Source organism: Mucilaginibacter xinganensis, from assembly GCF_002257585.1.
GTDB lineage: Bacteria > Bacteroidota > Bacteroidia > Sphingobacteriales > Sphingobacteriaceae > Mucilaginibacter > Mucilaginibacter xinganensis.
Genome location: NZ_CP022743.1, coordinates 2,426,591 through 2,449,384, shown reverse-complemented (window position 1 = coordinate 2,449,384; position 22,794 = coordinate 2,426,591). Strand labels below are relative to the sequence as shown.

Sequence of the window (22,794 nt, the reverse complement as noted above, 5' to 3'; positions counted from 1 at the left end):
AAAAGAATTTACGTTATTGAATAATTGCTCCATGACGAGTTTTTTTTGCAAAGAGAGCTGCCAGAATTTGTAGAAATTCTGAAGTTTTGCCCCCGGATTACTTTGTTAATAAAATGGTTTTATTTAATTAACATTAGGGGAATTATACCTCAGAAAAAAGCTAAACATCCGCTCATTTCTTAATATTAAATTAAAACACAATTAAGCCCTGCGAGATGCGCCGGTGTACTTGTGTAACAGCCCTGATAGTTTATATTTGAGGTTAAAACAGCAATCAAACATTTATTACATGCATACAACTTTACGTTACAGCAATTTCCTCAAATTTGCAGCCCTCACCCTTTTAACTTTTGCCTGTCATCTGTCATTTGGCCAATCAAAGTACAATCCGTCTGATTTATTCCCGGCGCTACCGATTTTACCGGCGGGTAATGAGTACCGGGCAGCCACCGGGGAGCCAGGCCCTGCGTACTGGCAAAACCAGTCGGATTATGTAATAGATGTAAGCCTTGATGATAAAAATAACCTGGTAACGGGAACCGTAACAGTAACCTATACCAATAATAGCCCTAAAGCGCTTTCTGCTTTGTGGATGCAGCTGGAACAGAATGTGTATAAAAAAGATTCAAAAGGCGTGCTGGCGGGCCTGTTCCTTTACAAAAACCCCGAAGAAAAAATAACCGACGGCGGATTCGATATTACAGATATTAAGCTGAATGATAATAACGGGGCGAAAATAGATTACCAGGTTTACGACACCCGGATGCAGCTGCATTTGCCACAGACGTTAAAAAGCGGGCAAAAAATAAGCTTCAGTATTCATTACAGCTACCGGTTCCCGGTAAACTATAAGAATGCCGATTTCCAGGTTAACCGGACGGACCTGCTGCAAACCAAAGACGGTAATATTTATGCTGTTGCTCAATGGTACCCAAGGATGTGTGTTTTGGACGATGTTGAAGGATGGAATACCCTACCCTACCTGGGCAACGGTGAATTTTACCTCGACTTTGGCAACTTCAACGTGAACATTACGCTCCCCTCTTCCTATATTGTTGAAGCCTCCGGCGACCTGCTGAACCCGGAGGAGGTTTTAACCCCTGAACAGCTAAAACGCTGGAAACTGGCAAAGGATAGCTCAGAACCTGTTTTTATAAGATCGGCAAAAGAGGTAAAAGATGCAGGCTCAAGGCCGGCGAAGCCTACCTGCACGTGGAAATTTAAAATGGATAACACCAGGGATTTTGCCTGGACGGCCTCAAAATCGTTTATCTGGGAGGCACTGAGTTTTCCGGTTAGCGATGAAAAACGCATTATGGCCTGCTCACTGTACCCGGCTGAGTCGCTAAAGCCTAACAGTTGGGCCCGGTCATCCGAATATGTAAAGTTCACGCTGCAGTATTTCTCAAAAAAATGGCTCACCTATCCTTTTAACAAGGCGGTAAACGTGGCATCAAATCTTGATGGTATGGAGTACCCGGGTATGGTGTTTTGCGCGGCAAAAGATACCGGGAACATGTACTGGGCAGTGGTAAACCACGAATTGGGCCATACCTGGTTCCCGATGGTGGTGGGCAGCAATGAACGCAAGTATGCATGGATGGACGAAGGGTTTAATCTTTTTATGGATAACATGGCAACCAAAGAATTCAACAAAGGCGAATTTATTGGGTACAAAGAAATTGACATTCCGGTAACCGCGCTTTTTGCAGATACGCTGAAACCGATTATTACCCGGCCAGATGCCATACCCGGCAACCAGGTTTATACTATAGAATACCAGAAGGTTGCTTATTTACTGGCACTGTTACGCAACCAGGTGCTTGGAGCCGGGCGTTTTGACCGCGCTTTCAGCCAATACATCCGCAACTGGGCATACAAGCACCCTACCCCGTTTGATTTTTTCAGAAGCATTAACAATTCAACAGGCGAAGACCTTACGTGGTTCTGGAAATCAATGTTTATAGAAAATTTCAAGCTCGATCAAAAAATAACCAGGGTAGAAAACTCTGCTAAAAACAAAACCCGGATCGCTATTGAAAACATGGAAAAAGCAGTCATGCCGCTGGTAGTTGAAATAACCTACGCCAGCGGGCAAAAGGAACTGCGGACCTTCCCTGTCGAAATTTGGGAATATACCCACTCCTATACCTTTACCGCCAACAAAGCTGAACCCGTTACCAAAGTTATTATAGACCCTGAACAGGTTTACCCGGATGTAGACAGGACGAATAATGTTTACCAGGCCAACTAGGTTAAATCATTCACTTTTAATACCAGTGAATGAAATTGTTATTTGGCTAACATGGCTTCAATATCGGCAATCACACTTGCCGGGGTTGAACGTGTTGACCGGTTAACTTTTTCTTCCTGTAAATGACAATAGCCCCATTTAACTATCGTTTCAATAACCGGGATGAGCGTTAAACCCTGGGGCGTAAGCTTGTATTCTACCCTTGGGGGAATACAGGCAAATATTTCTTTTTGAACGATCCCTGCCTGTTCAAAAAACTGCAAGTCCTGCGACAATACTTTATCACTAATTCCCGGCAGCATATTTTTCAATTCCACAAATCGCGCTGGCTGCTTTTTCAAATTTGAAAGTATGGCAATTTGCCATTTCCCGCCCAGGTATTTCCGCGCGTGCTGCACGGGGCACCCAACATATAATTCTTTTGCTGACATAGTGTTTGTTTTATTACCTAAAGGTAAGTCTATTACCTTTAGGTAAATCATTCTAATTCACATTTTTTAACTGTACTTTGCTTTTGATTTACAGCAGCTTAACCTTCACTAAGTAAAATAAAAAATGAAAAAAGACATGAGCGTGTCAAGACGCAATTGGGTGCAAAACATGGCAATGGCTACAGCGGGTGTTGGCCTGGCACAGTTTGCTTTCGGCAGGGAACAAACCCAAAGCAGAGATGAACAAAAGGACTCCCAGCCCCTTTTACCTTTTTATTTGCCGCCGCAACAACCTTTGCAGCCGGGCTCCGGCGGAATTGACATCCGTACCTGGGTAAGAAGTTCGAAAACAAACATGCAATTTTCGTGCGTGGAAACAGCAGTTGCCCCCCGCACCATGGGGCCCGCACCGCATGTTCATAAAGGACTGGACGAATTGATGCTGGTACTTGAAGGAACTGCTACCGTTATAGTAGATGGCAATGTGGAAGAAATCAGAGCCGGTGGCTGGCATTTCAGGCCGAGAAAACTTGAGCACACATTTTGGAATGGGTCTGAAAAGCCGCTTCGGTTTATTGATATGTATTTCAATCAAAATTTTGAAGATTTTTTGGAAGAACTATTTCACCAGATCTTCCCGGATATGGTGAAGAATAACCTGTCGCCGCAAGACCCTCAAATTGCCGCCAGGTTAAAAAATCTGGATAAGCGGTTTGGGATAACAACCTTCCCCGAAAAAAGACAGCCAATTATTGAAAAATATGGTTTAAAGGGTTAAGTCAGCTAAAATGCAAGCCAATTTTTAATAATGCAGTCTTAAGCAACCCTATCGGGCCCGGTTTAAACGAATAGAAAACACAAAGAAATACAGCCTTCACTTTATTAATTTATTTATGAAACGCGACGATAATTCACCTGGGAATTTTCCCATAGCTCCGTTATTCCCTGTAAACGCCAAAATAATATTATACTTTTTTATCGGCATTTTATTTATATCGGTTTTGCTTTTTACCGAGTTGCCGCTCATTACCGTCAATAACGATAACCACAGGCGGATGGCAGAGATGCTATGGCTAATATTTCCGCATGCTTTATGCGGCGTAACTGCGCTTATCGCGGGGCCGTTGCAATTCTCGTCGCGGGTGCGCAAAACAAACCCGCTGTTGCACCGCAGGCTTGGCACAGTTTACATTTGCGCTGTTTTGGCTGCTTCGGTGCTGGCGCTGATTATCCAGGAAAAATACCCGGTTCCCGGAAGCGGAGTTCACCTGGAATCAGCGGGGACTGCACAGGCTATACTTTGGTTTGTAACAACGCTTATTGCTTATGCCGCCGCAATTAACGGGCAGATCGCAGCGCATAAGGTTTGGATGAGCAGGAGTTATGGAATCACTCTCATCTTTGTTTTGTCGCGCGTGCTAAATCCGCTTCCTTTTTACAGCAGGATAACACCCGACGATTTTAGTATTGTGCTATGGTCATTAATGCTTTTTGCGCTGGTTGTTCCGGAATTACTGCTAAATGGAAGGGAAATATTCACCCGCAAAAAAAGTTACCGGATTAAATTGCAAAACCGCTGATTGGAAGGCAGATTATCTGAAGCTACGCGATCATGATCTATCTAAAACTTAATTTATTGATTGAAAGGATTTTATCGACCGTTTCAATCAAGAGCTACGGCTCTTTCTAGTCTTTAAAATATTATATATTTTTGAGTTCAAACCTCAGGCATGTTCAATTATCGCAATTCAATCCATGTTAGCTTTTCGTATCCCGGGAAATTAATCATCGCATCTTTAATTTTACTTAACCCGTTTATTACTAACTGTTTCGGGCAAAAATTAAAAAACGCACCCGGCTCGCCGCTGCCCATCCACACTTATCCAATTACCGACAGCCTGAATGTTTTGCTGGCAGATAGAAACCATATCAGGGCGCTAAAGGAACAGTTGAAAAAAGACCTTTTGTCGGACCTGGGCCATTTTGAAATACGGGACACCGCCGTTTTAAAATCATATTATCGGATTTTAGGCGACCTTGCCTTTTATGAAAGGAATAATGATCAGGCATTGGCCTATTATGACACCTTAAGAACGCTGGAAGTTAAACCCGCTGCCCAGGCAACAAGTGCTTTGGTTAAAAGATCATTAATAGCGTCCGGCGATCCGGAATCGGCTGATTACATGGTCAATTTCCACGCTGTGTTTACAAAAAAGATAAATGCCATCGCTTATGAGTCTGCTGCGTCGTCATTGCAGCGCATAAGGCAGCAATACGCCAACCTCACCGCAGCTGAATATGTTAAAATAGCTGCAAGTGATTTAAACCCGCCAATTGCTAATGGACCGCTTTCTATCAGGAACCTGGATTACGTGTTATTCCTTTTTTATGAAATGCACGATTTCGACAAAGTCAGCAAGGTAGTTACCTTAGTTATGGATAGTGTAACCCGTGCCGCAGCACGCAAACAGGTGAATATATGGCCCGCACGCGAGTTGACCCTGCCACCGGGAAAGCCTTACACGCCGGTAGTTATTTGTGTTTTTGACCTCGGTACCGACATATCTGTTTTTAAAGACAGGTTATATACCAATAAAAAAGAGAAGATTGACGGCCTGGATAATGATCATAATAGTTATGTGGATGATGTTCACGGTGTGGCGTACGATTTACAGGAAAATAAAGACAGCCACTTGCTGATGCCTTTAACAGCAGAAAGGCAAAAATCGTACCCGGATGCCGTAAAGCTGCTGAAGGGCTATGGCGACGATGAAGCCGGCATAGAAAGCACTGAATTCAGGTACTTCAAAGATGTAACCACCAAAGCAAATGTGGTACAACGCGATTCCATTTGGAACTTGATTAATCTTGTTGCCGACTATGTGCATGGCACCCACGTAGCAGGAATTGCGATGCGTGGTAACCCGTATGCCAGGTTACTTACGGTAAGATTTAGTGAAGATGTAGGATTTACACCGGACGCAAAATCTCCTGCTGTAGAAACAGAGTTGAAAGTGGCCAAAAACTTGAAAGACCTTGTAAAATACTGGAAGGCGGCCAACGTTCGTGTAGTTACCATGAGTTGGGGCTACTTTATCAGCGACTATCAAACTGATATTGCCAAATACAACCCAAAGATGCCCGCAGATGAGCAAAAAAACCTTGCTGTAAAATTATGGACCATGCGTAAAAACGCCCTTTACGAAGCGTTCAGTTCTGCACCCGGGATTCTTTTCGTAGCCTCCAACGGGAATAAAAATTCTAACTCGGATATGGATTTAAGATATCCTGCCGCGCTTGATATTCCAAATATGATAGGCGTTGGCTCAGTTAACAGCGCAGGTTTGGAAACTGATTTTACTGCCACCGGGAAAAAGGTTGCAATCCATGCAAACGGGTACCTGGTTGAAAGCTTTGCACCTGGAGGCTCTAAGATCTTGCTATCCGGCACCTCAATGGCTACGCCTTATATAGCTAACCTGGCGGCGAAACTTATCGCAATGAAACCATCGCTTAGCCCGGCAGAAGTAATTACGCTGATCAAAAAGGGAGCCGACATTTCAGCCGACGGACGCATTAAACTGGTTAACCCAAAACGTTCCTTTGAATTGTTGACCGCATTGAAATGAGATTTTAGCAGGGAATAATAAGAAAGGGTCGCAATCACTAAAAGTGCACAAACCCATCCTTCGGTATTTATGTAATATTAAAAAGCCTTCAGATGTATTTATCTGAAGGCTTAATCATGTTATCGAATTATATTATTGAATAATCTTAATTATATCAGTTCCGTTATCTTTCATGTATAAATTACCTGCACCATCTGACTGGAACAAAAGGCCGATATTTGATCGCGGCTGAGTATAAGCCGGCACATTAAATGGCGTTGTAAATTTGAGCAGTAGTGAACTGGCTGCGGCTGTGCCATTTTTAGTTTTGCGAATTACATAGTAATCATTATAAAAAGACGCTGCATCACCGGCAATAGGATATAAGGCATAAAAATTTTCGCTGTTATCTATAGCGTATCTTGACTGCACATCCAAACTGTGGCTGTTGCTGCCTATATCGGCGTTATCCTGCTTAAACAGGGCTTGCAAGGTAAAATCTGTCGATGTGCCATTTTTGGTTAAAAGGTTGTATTTAACAAAGCCAACATCTGTGCCTGACGCATTGTCAACATAAATTCCATCGCCCTGGTAAAAAGTGCTGGTATAGCTGGTGTAAGGAAAGGTAGCATTTCGGTCGAATTTATTAGTTGCGGTATTTAGTTTTTGGCCATATCCATTCCAGATACCTCCTTGTGAATCTACGACTAAGGGATAGTTACCCCCACCCAGATTTACATTGGTGGCAAGCCCGGTAACAGATCCTGTCCCCGGATCTACTTTATACACATTTACATTAATGCCTTGTTTATCTACGCCTGTAAACACAATCACATTACCAGTCGCATCTACCCCTAAATTAAATACGGTGTTTATGCGGCTATCAGTAGTGAGGGGTGTGGGCGCGCTGCCGTCCAGCTTCAATTTATAAACGGTGCCCGCGTGTGAAGCAGCAAAAACTGTATAGTCAGCATAATAAAGCACATTATTTTTTTTATCGACTACCATTGCGCCGATTTCTGCCGGTGCAGAAGCTATTTTAGAAACTGTGGCTGTTCCGCCTAAAACTTTAATATAGTTTATAGGTGAACCTGTACCGCCTGTTGAAGTATTAATGGTAAACGAAGGACCGGTAATTATGGCTGCGCTCTTTACACTTAAAGAGATTGTGCCCGTTGTTGCTGTGGCGGGCACACTAACAGTTAATGCGGTAGTGGTAGCAGCGCTTACCGTAGCAGTTACCCCGTTAAACTTTACTACATCATCTGTTGCGGTTGCACTGAAATTTGTGCCTGTAATAGTTACAACGTCACCCACTTTTCCCGATGTTGGATTAATAGATGTGATAGTTGCTGCCGGAACCAGCGATGGTTTAGGAGTAATTGTAGCCTTTTGAGGGTCTGTATTATTGGCTATTACATTTTTAATCGCCACGGCAATATCGCCTGCAGTTATCCCAGCTGGCAGTGTAAATTTGATTTCGGTAGTTGTAACCGATGTTATGGTAACGACCTGTGCACCGATGGTTACTTTTACATCAGTGGCTATTGAACCAAAGCCGGTTCCGGTAATGGTTACCACATCACCGGGCATAGGATCTTTCGGTTGCACATTGGTAACCACGGGCTTTACAGCGGGGGGCGGGTTGGTTTGATTATCCTTTTTACAGGAAATAATGGCGCTTACTATTAAAAAACAGGAAACAGCAATTCTTAAAACAGGAGTAAAATTTTTCATAAAATTTAAAATGAATGGGTTATTTGGAAATTTTTGTGAGCAGCATATGGCCTTCGGTAATGGTTTTGGCGGTACCCGTATAGGGATACTGTTTTGCAACAAAATTAAAATCGCCTTCAATTTTTTTACCTAAAGTATCGCAAGTGGTTAATGTTAACACGCCGGATTGTGAATCGTAGCTTTGGGTTGCCGATTCCATATAAGTTAAAAATGCGCCGGCACCTAATACAGTTCCCGCCGCCTTCACTCCTGTTTTTGGGTCAAAATGAAATTCCAGGATCTGGGTGCCGCTTTTATAAGCAAATACATCCATTTGCCTGCCCATTGGCGTTGAATACAAGATAGCATTGGCAGAATCAATAACAATCCGCGCGCCGTCTAACTTAAAAACAAACTGCCCGGTGGTATTCGCAGGCTTGGCTTCGGCACCTGAATTTTTTTTGCAAGCATTAAATGTGCCCGCCAGTAACAGTAAGAAAAAGATGAGTTTTAGCTGTTTTTTCATGACATTAAGATTTATATAAATATCTTAATGCGCTGTTATTCAAACAATACCGAGCAATCGGCATATTCAGCTACGTACCTTTCGCGCTAACAATACAGGCTTAAATGATCTTTCTTTCGTACGCGTATTTGAGTAAACCAACAACCGTTTGTGTATTGGTTTTATGGAGGATATTTTTACGATGGGTTTCTACGGTACGTTCGCTGATGAACAGGGTTTCCGCAATCTCCCTGGTGGTCATATCCTTTTCAATCATCCGGATAATTTCTACTTCCCGGTCGGTAAGTTTAGTTTCTTCCTGGTTGCGTTTAAAGGATTTCATCAACTGTAAGGTAATTTCCTGGCCAAAGTAATTTTGCCCGTCTGAAATCTTTGTCAGGGCTTCAACCAGTTCTTTTTTTCCCGCGTTTTTTAAGATATACCCGGAAATGCCGGCGTCAATCATTTCTGCAATAATTTGGCTGTCGCCAAACATTGAAAGGGCAAGTATTTTGATGTGAGGGAATTTGTTTTTTACAGCCCGGGCCAGTTCAACACCACTCATACCGGGCATGCCCACATCGGTAATTAAAATGTCTGCCGGAATATTAGCCAACAATTCTAAAACAGCAAGCGGTTGCGTACTTTCACCAACAGTTAAAAATTCAGGCCTGCCTTCAATCATCAGGTTAATGCCGTCAATCACCATCTGGTGGTCATCCACTATAAAAATACGCTTGGGGTCGGTTTTTTCCATACTAATTCAAAGGGATAAAGATGGCAACCAAGGTTCCTTTACCAGGAGCAGAAGATATATCTACCGTTCCCTTCAAATATTCTACCCTGCTAATCATATTTTTTAAACCAATACCCGCGAATTTACTTTTATCCACACTATCGAACCCTTTACCATTATCTTCAATTGATACCGTTATTTCCTTAGCATCGCACAATAACAAAATATCAAGTGATGTAGCACCTGCGTGTTTAATCACGTTGTTTACAGATTCTTGTATCACCCTGTATAATACTGTTTCGGTGGTACTTTCCAGTGATTTATCAATCCCCTTGGTTTCGAGTGCTATTTTTAACTTATCAGTTGGTATTTTATTGATAAAGTCGCGCAGGGCAGACACCAGTCCACTTTTAATTAAAGCATTCGGCATCATTTGATGGGCTATAGATCTTACTTCAATACAACTTTCATCAACCATCGCCATTGTTTTTTCAGCCAGCTGATCGGCGTCCGGTTGCCTCACCAGGAAACGCTCCATTAAAATTTCCAGGTTCATTTTAACGGTAGTGAACAATTGCCCTACACCATCGTGCAATTCGGCGGCTATACGCTTGCGTTCGCATTCTTCAGCTTCAATTATACCTTTAGAAGCCAGCGTTTGTTGATTGATCACTTCCGCCTGTAAGCGGGCATCTTGTTTAAGCTTATAGCGGTTATAAAATAGACCGCCCATTAATATTGAGAATATAAATAATAATATGATGATTAATATGGTAGTATTTCTACTTGAGATAGAGAGTTTTTGTATAATATTTTCTTTGTTCAGCAATACAATTTTTTGCTCCTTTTTTTCTGTCTCAAATTTGGTTTGCATTTCTGCGATCTGGCCCGTTAGACTTTTCTGATAGATGGTGTCCTTCAAGCGCTCCAGCTTGTCTTTATAGTCGTACGCAGTTTTGTAGTCTCCCGTTTTGGTATAAATATTACTAATGTTGATCAGCGCATTCTCCAGGTCCTCGTTGTTATGATTTGCCTTAGAAAGTGCTATTGATTCTTTACAATAAGCAATAGCCTTTTTATAGTCCTTTGTGTTTTCATACAATTCGCCCAGGTTGGTTAAGCAACTGGTTACTCCCTGGATGTTGTTTATTTTTTCGAATTGCATTTTCGCATTCAACAAGTTTACTTCGGCCTTTTTATAGTTCTTTAACAACACGTTAATGCCACCTACATTTAAATAAGCGTTTGCTAACGCGAGCGGGTCTTTCAATTTTTCGCGAATACGCATTGAGGCTTCAAAAAACTGCGCCGACTTAAGAAATTGATTGTTTTCGCCATATAAAATGCCGTAGTTATTGTATAGTTGGGCCAATCTGCCGGCATTTTCCAGTTTTTTAAAAATTATGTCTGCCTCGCCGTATTGTTTTTCAGCTTCGGTAACAAGGTGCTGCTGTTGAAAAAGGTAGCCGAGGTTAACATAAAGGTTACCAACAGCAAGGTCATTGTTTTGGGATGAATATATCCTCATGGCATCAACGTAGGCAGCTTCGGCATCTTTGAAATTCCTTTTGGTCATGTACGCATTGCCTTTTAAATTAAGCGCAGCGGCTTCAACCTGTCGGTTTCCTAATTTGGTGGCCAGTTCAAAGCTTACATTGGCATATTTAATTACACTATCAGGTTTTCCGGTATTATCATAATAATCTGCATAACCTTTGTTTAATAGCATTGACACCTCGGCTGTCATTTTCAATTTCCCGAACTTGCTGGCGGAGTCCAGGTAACTTTTTGCAACATCCATTTCACGGTGCGACAGTAATTGAGATAATTGAAGATAATTCTTGGCTTTGATATTAGGGTCTTTAGTTTGGCTTATCCTGTACTTTAAGCTATCGGCAGTTCTGTTTATTTGAGAAAAAGCGGAGATAGGTACCAGGAATAAAATACACAAAACTATTAAGCAGTTTTTTTTTCTTTGAAACTCAATTATAACTGGCTGCATTTGTTTAAATATGATTGGGTTCGATGAATATAGGTATTAGCAACAGATTGCACAATATTAAATAAGTTGAAACCCATAATAATAGTAATAATAATAATAAACATTATTCTACACCAGATCCATGGCATTTATAACAACTTGAATATACCCGCTCTAACCGGTAGGTTTCCCTACTGCCACCTTGTGCAGCTCCGTAGTTAGACCAATCCTCTGTTTTGGAAATCTTTCCTGTACCAAAGCATACCGAACACGGCATTTTAACCCTTTCGGTTGAGGCTTTGGCCTGGCGGGTGTCCCCCCGCAGGTCGGCGCCCATTGGTATCACGGGTGCCGGAGGTATTACGGCCCTACCATTTACATAAGGGATAGACATGCCCGTAACCGAAGTAATTATACCATTATATTCATTTCCGTTACTATCATAGTTACCTGTGTATTTAGCCCCCGTGTTAAAATAATAAGTTCCGTTGGCTTTTTGATTATTAAGCCATTCTCCTTCAAATTTATCGCCGCCGGCAAAGTAAAATATCCCTCTGCCTTCCCTCCTGCGGTCATTAAACATTCCGGTGTATTTATTGCCCGACGGAAACTGGTAAGTGCCGTAACCGGTAATACAGTCGCCACTTAAACAATGTACATCCTGTACAACAACGGGCTTGTAGTCTTTTTCGGCAACTTTAGCCAAAACAGAGGTTACTTTTTTACCGGCCAGGTACGTTACGTTTTCCCGCGATCCGTCGGCATGCGTGATTATCCCCTCCCCGTCTTCCAGCCCATTCTCAAAATGCCCGGTGTAGGTATAATCATCATACTTCATGCTGCCTCTGCCCTGGGGTTTGCTGTTTTTAAATTCACCGGTGTAAATGCACCAGCCATAATTATAGGTCCCGGTGCCGGTAATACAGTTGCCTGATGTACATTGGGCATTTAGGTTACCAATGGCAAGGCTAAGTAATGTGAGTGCGGCAAAAGTTTTCATCTCATTTAATGTTAGCCGCTAATTGTTTGGCTTTCAAATCATCGGCATCCGCAAGGGAAACAAATCCCTTATCCCTGTACATAGAAGCCCGCAGACTATAAAGTAAATAATATTCAGGATTGATGGTTATGCCCTGGCTAATGGTTTTTATGGCCTCATCGTATTTTTCCTGGTTAAAAAAGGCAGACGCTTTCCACATATAGCCCTCCGGCGCTTTTGGGTTAAGTTCAACAGCCTTATTGGCTGCTGTTAAAGCGTCACTGTTTTTATCCGTATATAAATACAACCGCGCCTGGATCCAATAATACTCCGCTGCGTTTGGTATCAGGGCAATTGCCTTATTAATTAATGGCAATGCGGCGGCATAGTTTTTTATTTCCAAATAAGTCCCAGCCGCCTGGTAATATGCCGGAGCATAATTAGGGTTGATAGTGACAGCCATATTAAAATCAGCAATAGCCTTGCCTATTTGTTGTAACGCCTTGTAAACCTCGCCGCGAAAAGTTAAGATCTCTGCATTTTGCGGCGTTAGTGCAATCGCTTTATTACAGTCGGCCAGGGCTTCGTTGAGTTGGGCGCTATGATAATAGGCAATCCCCCGGTGGTAATAGGCTTCGGGGTCATCATCCCGTAATGAAATGTATTTATCGTAATCTTTTAATGCCTGCGGATAACGGCCAATCCCCTCAAAGTCTTCACCCCGCGCCAGGTAAGCATCCGGAAAACCTGCATTGGCGGTAATGCTCTGGCTAAACAGGTTTAAGGCCTGCTGCCTGTCGCCCAACACATTATACGCGCCTCCTTTTAAAAAAAGCATCATAAAATCGGGCTGGTGCGTAGCCAGATATTTATCTATCATGTTTAAAGCTTCCTGGGCCTTATTTATCCTCATAGCCGCCTTAGCCTTTACTACTATAAAGTTTGGTGCGCCATTTGAAAGCGCGATCCCCTTTTCAGCCACCAGGTATGCATCCTGGTATTTTTTATCCATTAAGTAAAGGTTACCCAGGGCATTTATGCTGTATAAGCTGGTTGGCTTTTCAAGCAACGCTTTTTTAAATGATGCAATGGCGGCTTCTGTTTTACCCTGTTTATAAAAATCGGTGGCTTCTGTTTCGGTGGCGGTTATATTAGCCTGGCTAAATACCGATAATGATGCAAAAAGCAGCATTATACCGGCGATATAATTTTTTATGCTATTCATTAGTTTTTGCTTTTGTACTTAAGTAGCCTTAGTATAAATCTTTTAAATAGTCGCAGTCATACGAGGTGGAGACTTTTCCATCGTTATCATAATCAACTTTTACAACCATCAGGTCCTTTTTACCTGTTTCCTTTTGCCGCACAACTGTTACCGTACAGGATTTATTATCTGCAGTAGTACAAAGAAAAGCCACCCACATTACCAGGATATTGTTCCCGGTAACGGCCGTCTGTTCCGGAGCGATAACTGAAATCAAAAGCTTTTTGGCAGGATTTTCATTTATCACAATAACTGAATCTTTGGTATTGATATGAATGTCGCCCTCTATTTTACTTTGATTTGCAGGATTGGTAGTAGTGATTTTTGTAAAATGAATTGGATTGAAATTTTTTTGTGCGAAAGTTGTACCTATTAAACAATGTAATACAAGTACCATTAATAATTTTTTCATTGGTGATATCAATTAGTTATGCCGGTTTATTAAAGTTCTTTTAAGTAATCGCAGCTGTAAACAGTATAAGTGTCGGCAGCATATATCACGAAAATCTGCATCGCATCTTTTTTACCAGGCTGGGTTTGTCTGAATATTTTAACCGCACAATTAGCGTTGTCTTTGTCCTTACAAAAAAAAACAAGGGTTTTAAGCGACACATTATCTTCATAAACGGCGGTTTTTTCGGGAGCCAACTGGTAGAATTTAAAGCTGGTTACCTTCGTATCGTTTATGGTAATAACCGAATCTTTGGTGTCAATGCTGATAGTGCCATTAGCCATGCCTTTTGTTATCCCGCCCTTTCCCCAAAAACTGCTGGTAAACGTAAAATGAATTGGCTTAAAGGTTTGCTGGGCAAATGCGGTAAAGAAGATACCGCTTAAAATGATGGTTGTAATTAATTTTTTCATGTTGCTGGTTTATTTAATTGTGATTGATCCGTATATATAAATGCGTTGAATTACTGTATCACTGTTGCATCGCCAGTGTATCCTAATATCATATTATCGGTTACGTCTGCCCCTGTACTATTTTTATAATCCTTGGTTTGGGCCCGGGCGGCAAAATGGAAGGTAAAAAGAGTAAAGAAGGGGAACAGATTTTTCATGATTTGTTAGCAACTGATATTTATCAAAGCTAACCCGGTTGAAATAGCACTACAATACCGATGGATCGGTATATTAAACTACGTAGTTGCTGTAAAGTGGCAGGAAGTAATTTTTACTATTGATTTTCAACCCGTTACAGGGTAGGTGATCTTTGTCGTCCGTTGAATTCAATGGAAGCAATCATAAAACTTATGCGATCGCAATCAGCAGCGCGGTTTCAAGTTTGGACTCGTCGTTAGTCCAATGCCCGTATATTTCGATGTACGGCAGACCGGGATTCAGCCCCAGCTTATATATTTCATTTCGCATATTGTCGCCGGCTTGTTTTAACCCGCTGTACGGGCCAATATGTTTGTACCGGGCGTATTTTGAAAGTAAAATTATTTTCCGCTCCAACCCTGTACCGGTTAAGGCCGGATCTTCCAGTTGTACGCCGGCAAATACTTTTTCCCGTTGTTCGTAGATCCAGATATTTAACCCCTTATGCTTTAGATTCTTTGATTTAATTACCGGCCAAATCTTATCCATTAATGCAAAAGCGGTACCCGCATAGTTTTTATTTTGCGCGATCCCCGAAAAGCCGGAAACATCCAGCTCAAGTTGTTCCGTTATTATTTCAATTTCCATTTTGGTAAAGTTTTCGTATTGACCAGGAAGACCTGTTTCAAAAGTAGCAGTGTAAAATAAAAGAAACAAATAATGTTTTGAATGTTTTTAACCCCTTATGTTTTAGATTTTTTGATTTAATTACCGGCCAAATTTCATCCATTAATCGTCTTATTGATTTGACTTTTGCGCCTCTGTTGACCGAGACTACGTTTACGAACGTTAACTTTTGCATTACAAAAATCATGATTGAAATCCAACAGAACTCTACGGTTATTATACTTTCTTCTCAAGTGTTTTGTCTAACGATAACAAATCTATTTTTACCCTTACAGCTTTTTTTATTGACAAACGCTCATCAATTGGCTTAATGAAGTGATGCCAACTGAATTTGCAAATGTATATGGACCCCGTTACTCGTTTCAAACGATGCATCGCCATTTATTTCTTTCATCCTTTTCTTTATGTTTTTTAACCCGTTTCCAAAGAGATTTTCGTTTGATAAGCCCCCGCCGTCATCATGTACAATTAACGTCAGGAAATTGTTAGACATGCCAATATCTATCCATGCATTTCTTGCTCCCGAATGTTTAAACACATTATTCAGCGCTTCCTTCACACACAAAAAAATGTTTTTGCGCTGTAGTCCGCTTAACTGTATGTTAGCAGCGACATCCGGTAAATTGCATTTAAATTCAATAAGACTGTCTTCAAAAAAAGCAAACCCATATAGCCTGATATACTCACTAAGGCTTTGAAGAGTATCATTTTCCGCATTTAAGGCCCAAACAATGGTGTTCATCCGTTGGGTTACTTCTTTAGTGATGCCCGATATTTTAAGGGCATATTGGTTCAATTGTTCTGTTTGTTCTTTCTGCTCAGCTATCAGGTCGCTTACCATTCTTATCGTACTTAGCCCACCGCCAACATCGTCATGCAAGTCGGCAATAATACGTTTGCGTTCATCATCCTTTGCATCGGCTATTGCTTTTTGCATTTTTCTCTCGTTCTCTGTCAAAATTTCACTAATTTTTTGTTTTTGCTTCTGTTTCCTGTATTTAAGTATCATTAAGCCTAAAACGGATAATAACAGCAGCAAACCCGTTATTCCATAAATAAAATATTGTTTCCTGTCGAGATCATATTTTTGTTTAATGATGGTGTTTTCTTTTTTTTGAGTTTCATATTTGGTTTGCATTTCAGCAATAGCTTCGGCAGTGTTTTCTTTATAAATGGAATCCCGCAACTTTAATTGCTCAAGCTGTACCTCGCCGAGTTTTTTGTAATTACCCGCAGATGAATAGATTTCGGCCATGACATCGTAAACAGCCGCTTTAGATAAGATGTCCCCGCCATTCTGGTTGGCAAGAAGAAGCGCCTGTTGGTTGATGGCTATTGCTTTCGCATTATTATTGCTCTTTTCATATAGTGTAGAAAGCAAGGTCATGTCGCCTATTATAGAATGGATATCACCTATTTTTTTTCTCACCTCTATCGCTTCGTTAAGCGCAATTTTAGCGGGTTTTAGCTTTCCATATTCTGCCAGGGTGCTGCCGTACATCACGAGGCCATTCGCCAGGTTAGTTAGGTCATAGCCCTTTCTGGCATAACGAATGGCCTTTTGCTGGTACATCTCAATGGAGTCTTCGTTTGCGCGGGTGTCATTCAATGTAGCAATATGGTAGTAAACTATGGCAATATTTATATAGACAAAACTGCATTTGGATTTAAGTTCATCGGTACGCATTAAACTAAGGGCCCTGTAGTGCCATTGCAGAGCATCTGCTAACTTCTTCAGCCTCAGGTAAACATTACCAATACCTGTACTAAAGCGTATAAGCGAAACGGTATCATTATGTTTTTCGGCCAATGGCAATAATTTGAAGTTTTGTTTAAGCACCTCACCGAAATGTAGTCCCCTCATTAAAATGTTCGCGCGTAGCCCATAATAGATGGAATACCTGTTGGCGTAAGGGGTAGTTTTTGATATCTGCTTTATAACATCATTAATGGTATTGAGTGCCGTATCTAACTTGTTGTTTTGAAATAAATAAGCGGCTAAATAATAATCGCACTGCAACAAGGCATCTTTGTTTTGAACGCCAACGGCAACTTTATGAGCCATTTGGGTGTATTTGTGCAAGGTATCGGGCGTCATAGATTCCCATTCATCGCAAAAAGTAAGTAGTGCCTGCAATTTTAATTGTGGTGCAGCCGCCTTGTTGATATTATGTTTTAAGCTGTCAAGCCTTGTTATTTGGCCAAAACAAGTTACCTGCATTACCGCAGTAACAAAAAGGAACAACACTATTGCTTTTCGCATATTTATCTTTTTTTAGGCGTAATATCTTAATCGCCCGAAGTGAAATTCGGGCTTACCGTTTTAAGTACAAATTCACTGCTTCCACCCGGGTGTTTACATGCAATTTTTCGTAAATATGCTGTATATGTGTACGAGCCGTTGCCGGGCTCATATTTAGTTCATTGGCCACTTCTTTATTCATCAGCCCGGTGGCAATCAGTTCTAATACTGCTTTTTCCCTGTCTGTAAGCGTTTGGATCAATGCGTGTTCTATTTCTAAATGAGCAAAACTGCTTACCACTTTGCGGGCAATACTGCTGCTCATCGGGCTTCCGCCGGCAAGCATCTCTGCCAAAGCATCCATCATTTTGGCGGGACCCTCGCTTTTCAATATATAACCGCTCGCGCCCGCTTTCAGCGAGTTGAATATTTTATCATTGTCTTCATAAGCTGTACACATCAAAAAAAGCATTTTTGGAAAACGGTTTTTTAACGCCGCCACGCAAGCGATGCCCGAGCTGCCCGGAAGGTTTATATCCATCAATACTGCATCAGGCACAATCCTCGTAATGGAAGGCACAGCTTCTTCCGCACTGGCATAACTCCCGCCAATAACAAGTCCATTGGTTAACTCTACCATCATCACCATAGCGTTGCGCAATTCGGGTTTGTCCTCTACAATGCATATTATTTTTTGATGATTCATTTTGCAAAACTACTATACTTTTTTGTTGTCCGGACTACGTAATTGTGATGAGGCCGGTACATGCCAATCGGTTCATGACAATGTGGCTATAACAGCTAATCTCTTCAAAATCAAGGCTAATAATTACTTTAAGACTTGACATATACGACTAATTACGTATTGTGGGCGCAGGGCCGAAGCCCAATATTTGTGACCATAACAGGTTTGATTTAAAAATAACAAAAAGACAGTTCATGAAAACAAACAACTATATAAAAACACATGAACTACCAAACTAAAATAGATATTATGAAAAAGAAAATTACAATCACTTTACTAGCTACTGTATGTTTAGCGTTGTTTACAGTTCTGTCCGCAAACGCGCAATTTTCCGGAGGGGTTAGAGCAGGAACCAACCTCGCAACACTAAACGGGACTTTTGATGGCTACCACAAAGTTTTCCCCAGAATCTATGGCGGCATTTTTGCCAATTACAAAACCTCCGATGCCTTTGCTTTGCAGCTGGAATTGAGTTATACTGGTGCGGGCGATAAACTAAGTGCTTCATCCAGTGACGCCACTATTACCGAACGCCTGAAGGCAAATTACCTCGCCGTGCCTTTGCTGGCGCAGTACAGGTTTCCATTCGGAGGTTTTATAGAACTAGGCCCACAGCTTGGTTTTTTACTTTCGGCAAAAGACGAGGCAGATGGCACTACCACCGATATTAAAGAGAATATTAAAAGCACCGACTTTGAAGCCGTATTGGGGATCGGATACGAATTGAAAAAAACCTCCCTCGCCGGCCTGGGCATTAATGTACGCCTTGTACGCGGATTAACCGATATTTCAAAAATACCATCTGAAGGTGGGAAAATTACAAACAGGGGATTAAATATTGGCTTGACTTACAGATTTGGGCAGCATAAATAATTATCCAAGTTCTTAACATGCTAAACAAACGTTTTTAACTAATAACACGATGAGAATATTTAAACTATTCAGCGCGATATTTTTACTGGCAACTATTGTATCCTGTAGTAAAAACAATCCGGTAGCCCCGGTTAACCCTGTAACGCCTTCCGGTGCTAAAGATGTGTATATGGCAGGTTTCCAACTGAGTGGAAGTAAGTTTGTTGCCACCATCTGGAAAAACGGGTTGGCCACAGCTATTAGTAATGGTACCCAAAATGCATATGCCAATTCAATTTATGTAAGCGATACAGATGTTTATGTTGCCGGATATGAAAGTAATGGGGCTCATAATATTGCCACTATGTGGAAAAACGGTGTGGCAACAGCCCTTAGCGATGGCACGCAAGATGCTACTGCCGCTTCTGTATTTGTTGCAGGCACAAATGTTTATGTGGCCGGGAGTGAAAATAATGGGACATATCAAATAGCCAAATTATGGAAAAACGGCACGGGAACCGCGTTGATTAGCGATAATAAAGCCTCTTCAGCAAGTTCTGTTTTTGTTATTGGCACAGATGTATATGTATCAGGTTTTGAAGACAGTGGAAATAAGGCAACAATAGCCAAATTATGGAAAAACGGTACGGCTACTGCCCTTACCAACGGAAGCCAGAGTGCACTTTGCAGTGCTGTTTTTGTTGCAGGCGCAGCTGTTTATGTAGTAGGGCAAGAACAAAGCGGCGTATTTCTTCATGAAGCCTCTATAGCTAAAGTGTGGAAAAATGGGGTAGCTACGGCACTTACTGATGGAAGCCACGATGCCAGTGCCTTTTCGGTTTTTGTTGCAGGATCCGATGTTTATGTAGCCGGTGAAGAATATAATGGCAGTAATGCTGTTGCTAAAATATGGAAAAACGGCGCGCCAACTGCCCTAACCGACGGCACCCAAAGTGCTTATGCTGTTTCGATGTTTGTTGCCGGCACAGATGCGTATGTAGCCGGATATGAAAGTAATGGGACTCATATTGTTGCGAAATTATGGAAAAATGGGGCCTCTATCCCACTTAGCGATGGAACTAAAGACACGTATGCCTTTTCGGTTTTTGTTGCAGATAAATAAGCCCGATGAAAATACCAAAAGACCATAAAAATCAAATCATGAAAAAATTAAAATTATTATCCGCTATATTTTTACTGGCAGTTATTGCATCGTGCAGTAAAAACAGTGTAAAACCTAACACACCTGGTAAAAAAGATAGTACCACCACAACCGGAGTAACCGTAAACGGCGGTCCGGGCGTTTACGCAGTTGGGCATGATGCGTCGAAGGTAAATCCGGGCAACCTTTCGCGTTTTGCCACGCTGTGGAAAAATGGCAAGGCTTATAGGCTAAGCGACGGTAATTTTAACGCCACCGGAAATTCGGTATATGCAGACGATAAGGATGTTTATGTAGCAGGTTTTGAAACCAATAGCGCCGGTATAAAGGTGGCTAAACTCTGGGTAAACGGCGTTGGCACTAATCTTACCGATGGAAAATATGAAGCCGTTGCCAGTTCTGTATTTGTATATAATGGCAAGGTGTACGTAGCAGGTTACGAAGTTTCGGACTATGATGCCAGCGGTGGGTTTTATAAGTCGGTAGCCAGACTCTGGATAAATAAAGTAGCCTCTACGCTCAACGGAGGCGCCCTGGCAAGTTCAGTGTATATATATAAAAATGATGTTTATGTAACCGGCAGCACTTATGAGGCCAATGCAGTGATATGGAAAAACGGCGTACTTACTGCATTGAATGGCAGCGGGGCGCAGGACTACCCACCAACATCAATTTTTGTAGCGCAAGACCATGTATATGTAACCGGCCAGGGATACCCAACGGGCAGCTTGGACGCCAAATGGTTTCTAAAGCTGGATTCTGTTGGGAAGGCTTATCTCAAAACCGGCAATTTCATTAATGGGAGTTACGTATATGGTTTCCCCTACCATATAGCCGTAGTGTGGAAGGATGGGAAGGCAGACAACCCTGTGATAGGTGATAATTACCAGGCCCTAACTTATGCAAGTGCAGTTTTTGTAAGTGGTGGCGATGTTTACATAGCAGGAGGCAATCAAATCGGTGTAGCTACATTATGGAAAAATGGCGTAAACACCGATCTGACTGCCTATACCAGTCCTTCACTGGCATATTCGGTATATGTAAACGGTTCCGACGTATATGTGTCCGGTATGGGGACCAACGCGAATGGGAAACGGGTAGCCACAATATGGAAAAATGGGGTAGCCACCAACATCGGGAGTAGCGATAATGACGCAAGTACGCCCGGTCAAATTGGTGGTGGCGTAGCAAATTCGGTTTTTGTGGTACAATAGCAACTAAGCGGCAACAATAAACAAATGCCATAAAAACTTAAAAGCTGTAATAAGCTTTCAAAATACCTTTCAATCAAAGTAATCATGAAAACTTTAAAACTATTATCCGCTATATTTTTATTGGCAGTTATTGCATCCTGTAGTAAAAATAATCCGGTAGCACCGGTTAAGCCTATAACACCAACAGGGACAAAAGACGTATATGTGGCAGGAGCCATTAATAATGTAGCCACTATATGGAAAAACGGCGCAGCTACTGCACTAAAAGCTACCGGGATGCACGCTACTACTGCTGTTGCGGTTTGCATAAAAGCATCTGATGTATATGTAGCAGGAAATGGGTATGATGCGAGCAACAATAGCTTTGCCATACTATGGAAAAACGGATCGGCTACGTTGTATGCTAAGGGTACTATTGCCAATTCGCTTTCTGTTGACGCGGCCGGAACTGTTTTTGTAGCCGGAACTTCAACTATCCAGTATCAAAGTAATAGCCCATACCCATACAACGGAACCCAAACCTACCAGGCGGCAACTTTATGGACAAACGGCACAGCCAAAGTGTTAACCGACGGCAATAAAGCTTTTTATGATAACAATGCAAAATTTTACGGTGGAGAAATTAACCGGAATGCCGGGGCTACCTCCGTTTACGCCGGTGTCACAGGTGCCTATGTGTCGGGTTGGGAATTTCAGGGCGCTTATGGGCAAGAGAGTGCCACACTGTGGAACAACAAAAACAAGTTGGCACTCTATAACAGTATTGGCGGCAATTACCAGGCTAACGAACCGTACCCCGGCCTGGTAGGTAAATTTTTCGGCGGCGACACGGCTTACATTATTCCGCCCACTTTTTCGCTGATCAGCCTTAACCAGGCCTCTTCAGTTTTTGTAGATGCTGCGAATAATGTTTATGCAGCAGGCTATGTAACACAGGGAAACTTTACTGCTGCTTACGGCGCAACTCCTCCTCCTCATAAAGCCACGCTATGGAAAAACGGAATAGCCACAAGGCTGGGCGACAGTACGGTGTACGCTAATCCTCAATCGATTTATGTGAGTGGTGCCGATGTGTATGTAGCGGGCATGTCAATTTCAAAAGATGCCAAGAATGAAGCCACGCTGTGGAAAAACGGGGTAGCTGCGGCGCTGAGCACCAATACTTCGAACGCTGCTTCGGTTTTTGTTGCCGGTACTGATGTGTACGTTGCAGGGATAACCTATAACGGAACAATAGCTGTAGCCACCATCTGGAAAAACGGCATAGCTACCGTACTTATTGATGGAGCCCAAACCGCATACGCTAACGCTGTTTTTGTTGTTAACGGTATTCATTAAAATAAAAGAGTATAAAAAAACGACTATCATATATTAACC

At 41.9% G+C, this 22,794-nt stretch carries 21 protein-coding genes; 8 read left to right on the top strand and 13 right to left on the bottom strand.

Annotated elements, in window-relative coordinates; translation table 11 throughout:
• Positions 1–289 precede the first annotated feature (289 nt).
• On the top strand, positions 290–2,254 hold the full coding sequence (locus tag MuYL_RS10630; protein ID WP_157740755.1) for a M1 family metallopeptidase: 1,965 nt from the start codon (positions 290–292) through the stop codon (positions 2,252–2,254).
• Positions 2,255–2,292: 38 nt separating this feature from the next.
• Here the strand turns inward: MuYL_RS10630 and MuYL_RS10625 are convergent, their stop codons facing one another.
• Positions 2,293–2,685 (bottom strand): winged helix-turn-helix transcriptional regulator, encoded by a 393-nt coding sequence (locus MuYL_RS10625; RefSeq protein ID WP_157740753.1) that lies wholly within the window; start codon positions 2,683–2,685, stop codon positions 2,293–2,295.
• 124 nt (positions 2,686–2,809) lie between these two features.
• On the opposite strand from MuYL_RS10625, the gene MuYL_RS10620 reads away from it, so the two are divergent.
• The 3 genes from MuYL_RS10620 to MuYL_RS10610 all read left to right on the top strand — a co-directional run bounded on the left by MuYL_RS10620 (position 2,810) and on the right by MuYL_RS10610 (position 6,314).
• Entirely contained in the window at positions 2,810–3,463 is a 654-nt protein-coding gene (locus tag MuYL_RS10620) for a cupin domain-containing protein (protein ID WP_211710264.1), read from the top strand.
• A gap of 115 nt (positions 3,464–3,578) precedes the next feature.
• Positions 3,579–4,265, top strand: coding sequence for a DUF2306 domain-containing protein (locus tag MuYL_RS10615; RefSeq protein ID WP_094570548.1), 687 nt, complete (start codon positions 3,579–3,581; stop codon positions 4,263–4,265).
• 150 nt (positions 4,266–4,415) lie between these two features.
• Positions 4,416–6,314: a S8 family serine peptidase gene (locus MuYL_RS10610; RefSeq protein ID WP_094570547.1), complete on the top strand. Its 1,899-nt coding sequence runs from the start codon at positions 4,416–4,418 to the stop codon at positions 6,312–6,314.
• Between the two features lie 132 nt (positions 6,315–6,446).
• Here the strand turns inward: MuYL_RS10610 and MuYL_RS10605 are convergent, their stop codons facing one another.
• The 12 genes from MuYL_RS10605 to MuYL_RS10555 all read right to left on the bottom strand — a co-directional run bounded on the left by MuYL_RS10605 (position 6,447) and on the right by MuYL_RS10555 (position 18,150).
• The gene (locus MuYL_RS10605; RefSeq protein ID WP_094570546.1) at positions 6,447–8,030 is read right to left on the bottom strand and encodes an IPT/TIG domain-containing protein; all 1,584 of its coding nucleotides are present in this window, start codon (positions 8,028–8,030) and stop codon (positions 6,447–6,449) included.
• Between the two features lie 19 nt (positions 8,031–8,049).
• Positions 8,050–8,535: a hypothetical protein gene (locus tag MuYL_RS10600; protein ID WP_094570545.1), complete on the bottom strand. Its 486-nt coding sequence runs from the start codon at positions 8,533–8,535 to the stop codon at positions 8,050–8,052.
• A 100-nt stretch (positions 8,536–8,635) separates the two neighbouring features.
• Entirely contained in the window at positions 8,636–9,271 is a 636-nt protein-coding gene (locus MuYL_RS10595) for a response regulator (protein ID WP_094570544.1), read from the bottom strand.
• Position 9,272: 1 nt separating this feature from the next.
• A complete protein-coding gene (locus MuYL_RS10590) occupies positions 9,273–11,252 on the bottom strand; it encodes a tetratricopeptide repeat-containing sensor histidine kinase (protein WP_094570543.1) in 1,980 nt (659 codons plus the stop codon).
• 103 nt (positions 11,253–11,355) lie between these two features.
• Positions 11,356–12,231, bottom strand: coding sequence for an MORN repeat-containing protein (locus tag MuYL_RS10585; protein WP_094570542.1), 876 nt, complete (start codon positions 12,229–12,231; stop codon positions 11,356–11,358).
• Position 12,232: 1 nt separating this feature from the next.
• On the bottom strand, positions 12,233–13,435 hold the full coding sequence (locus MuYL_RS10580) for a tetratricopeptide repeat protein (protein WP_094570541.1): 1,203 nt from the start codon (positions 13,433–13,435) through the stop codon (positions 12,233–12,235).
• Positions 13,436–13,463: 28 nt separating this feature from the next.
• A complete protein-coding gene (locus tag MuYL_RS10575) occupies positions 13,464–13,886 on the bottom strand; it encodes a hypothetical protein (RefSeq protein ID WP_094570540.1) in 423 nt (140 codons plus the stop codon).
• A 29-nt stretch (positions 13,887–13,915) separates the two neighbouring features.
• On the bottom strand, positions 13,916–14,338 hold the full coding sequence (locus MuYL_RS10570; protein ID WP_094570539.1) for a hypothetical protein: 423 nt from the start codon (positions 14,336–14,338) through the stop codon (positions 13,916–13,918).
• A gap of 50 nt (positions 14,339–14,388) precedes the next feature.
• Complete coding sequence (locus tag MuYL_RS23170; protein WP_157740751.1) at positions 14,389–14,535, bottom strand: hypothetical protein; 147 nt, start codon at positions 14,533–14,535, stop codon at positions 14,389–14,391.
• 190 nt (positions 14,536–14,725) lie between these two features.
• Positions 14,726–15,163, bottom strand: a complete 438-nt coding sequence (locus MuYL_RS10565; RefSeq protein WP_094570538.1) for a hypothetical protein — start codon at positions 15,161–15,163, stop codon at positions 14,726–14,728.
• Positions 15,164–15,509: 346 nt separating this feature from the next.
• A complete protein-coding gene (locus MuYL_RS10560) occupies positions 15,510–17,465 on the bottom strand; it encodes a tetratricopeptide repeat-containing sensor histidine kinase (protein WP_094570537.1) in 1,956 nt (651 codons plus the stop codon).
• A gap of 52 nt (positions 17,466–17,517) precedes the next feature.
• The gene (locus MuYL_RS10555) at positions 17,518–18,150 is read right to left on the bottom strand and encodes a response regulator (protein ID WP_094570536.1); all 633 of its coding nucleotides are present in this window, start codon (positions 18,148–18,150) and stop codon (positions 17,518–17,520) included.
• A gap of 288 nt (positions 18,151–18,438) precedes the next feature.
• On the opposite strand from MuYL_RS10555, the gene MuYL_RS10550 reads away from it, so the two are divergent.
• From MuYL_RS10550 to MuYL_RS10535, 4 genes are all read left to right on the top strand, one after another.
• On the top strand, positions 18,439–19,062 hold the full coding sequence (locus MuYL_RS10550; RefSeq protein WP_157740749.1) for a porin family protein: 624 nt from the start codon (positions 18,439–18,441) through the stop codon (positions 19,060–19,062).
• Positions 19,063–19,111: 49 nt separating this feature from the next.
• Positions 19,112–20,164 carry a hypothetical protein gene (locus tag MuYL_RS10545; RefSeq protein WP_094570534.1) on the top strand — a complete coding sequence of 351 codons (1,053 nt, stop codon included), beginning with the start codon at positions 19,112–19,114 and terminating at the stop codon, positions 20,162–20,164.
• A 38-nt stretch (positions 20,165–20,202) separates the two neighbouring features.
• Positions 20,203–21,417: a hypothetical protein gene (locus tag MuYL_RS10540; protein ID WP_157740747.1), complete on the top strand. Its 1,215-nt coding sequence runs from the start codon at positions 20,203–20,205 to the stop codon at positions 21,415–21,417.
• An 84-nt stretch (positions 21,418–21,501) separates the two neighbouring features.
• On the top strand, positions 21,502–22,755 hold the full coding sequence (locus MuYL_RS10535; RefSeq protein ID WP_094570532.1) for a hypothetical protein: 1,254 nt from the start codon (positions 21,502–21,504) through the stop codon (positions 22,753–22,755).
• Positions 22,756–22,794: the final 39 nt, after the last annotated feature.

Bases quoted from the DNA above. Each gene is read 5' to 3' on its own strand.
- MuYL_RS10580 (WP_094570541.1), bottom strand. From the start codon at position 13,435: ATGAATAGCATAAAAAATTATATCGCCGGTATAATGCTGCTTTTTGCA.
- MuYL_RS10615 (WP_094570548.1), top strand. From the start codon at position 3,579: ATGAAACGCGACGATAATTCACCTGGGAATTTTCCCATAGCTCCGTTA.
- MuYL_RS23170 (WP_157740751.1), bottom strand. From the start codon at position 14,535: ATGAAAAATCTGTTCCCCTTCTTTACTCTTTTTACCTTCCATTTTGCC.
- MuYL_RS10625 (WP_157740753.1), bottom strand. From the start codon at position 2,685: ATGTCAGCAAAAGAATTATATGTTGGGTGCCCCGTGCAGCACGCGCGG.
- MuYL_RS10545 (WP_094570534.1), top strand. From the start codon at position 19,112: ATGAGAATATTTAAACTATTCAGCGCGATATTTTTACTGGCAACTATT.
- MuYL_RS10585 (WP_094570542.1), bottom strand. From the start codon at position 12,231: ATGAAAACTTTTGCCGCACTCACATTACTTAGCCTTGCCATTGGTAAC.
- MuYL_RS10600 (WP_094570545.1), bottom strand. From the start codon at position 8,535: ATGAAAAAACAGCTAAAACTCATCTTTTTCTTACTGTTACTGGCGGGC.
- MuYL_RS10565 (WP_094570538.1), bottom strand. From the start codon at position 15,163: ATGGAAATTGAAATAATAACGGAACAACTTGAGCTGGATGTTTCCGGC.
- MuYL_RS10610 (WP_094570547.1), top strand. From the start codon at position 4,416: ATGTTCAATTATCGCAATTCAATCCATGTTAGCTTTTCGTATCCCGGG.
- MuYL_RS10540 (WP_157740747.1), top strand. From the start codon at position 20,203: ATGAAAAAATTAAAATTATTATCCGCTATATTTTTACTGGCAGTTATT.
- MuYL_RS10575 (WP_094570540.1), bottom strand. From the start codon at position 13,886: ATGAAAAAATTATTAATGGTACTTGTATTACATTGTTTAATAGGTACA.
- MuYL_RS10560 (WP_094570537.1), bottom strand. From the start codon at position 17,465: ATGCGAAAAGCAATAGTGTTGTTCCTTTTTGTTACTGCGGTAATGCAG.
- MuYL_RS10570 (WP_094570539.1), bottom strand. From the start codon at position 14,338: ATGAAAAAATTAATTACAACCATCATTTTAAGCGGTATCTTCTTTACC.
- MuYL_RS10555 (WP_094570536.1), bottom strand. From the start codon at position 18,150: ATGAATCATCAAAAAATAATATGCATTGTAGAGGACAAACCCGAATTG.
- MuYL_RS10535 (WP_094570532.1), top strand. From the start codon at position 21,502: ATGAAAACTTTAAAACTATTATCCGCTATATTTTTATTGGCAGTTATT.
- MuYL_RS10595 (WP_094570544.1), bottom strand. From the start codon at position 9,271: ATGGAAAAAACCGACCCCAAGCGTATTTTTATAGTGGATGACCACCAG.
- MuYL_RS10630 (WP_157740755.1), top strand. From the start codon at position 290: ATGCATACAACTTTACGTTACAGCAATTTCCTCAAATTTGCAGCCCTC.
- MuYL_RS10550 (WP_157740749.1), top strand. From the start codon at position 18,439: ATGAAAAAGAAAATTACAATCACTTTACTAGCTACTGTATGTTTAGCG.
- MuYL_RS10605 (WP_094570546.1), bottom strand. From the start codon at position 8,030: ATGAAAAATTTTACTCCTGTTTTAAGAATTGCTGTTTCCTGTTTTTTA.
- MuYL_RS10590 (WP_094570543.1), bottom strand. From the start codon at position 11,252: ATGCAGCCAGTTATAATTGAGTTTCAAAGAAAAAAAAACTGCTTAATA.
- MuYL_RS10620 (WP_211710264.1), top strand. From the start codon at position 2,810: ATGAAAAAAGACATGAGCGTGTCAAGACGCAATTGGGTGCAAAACATG.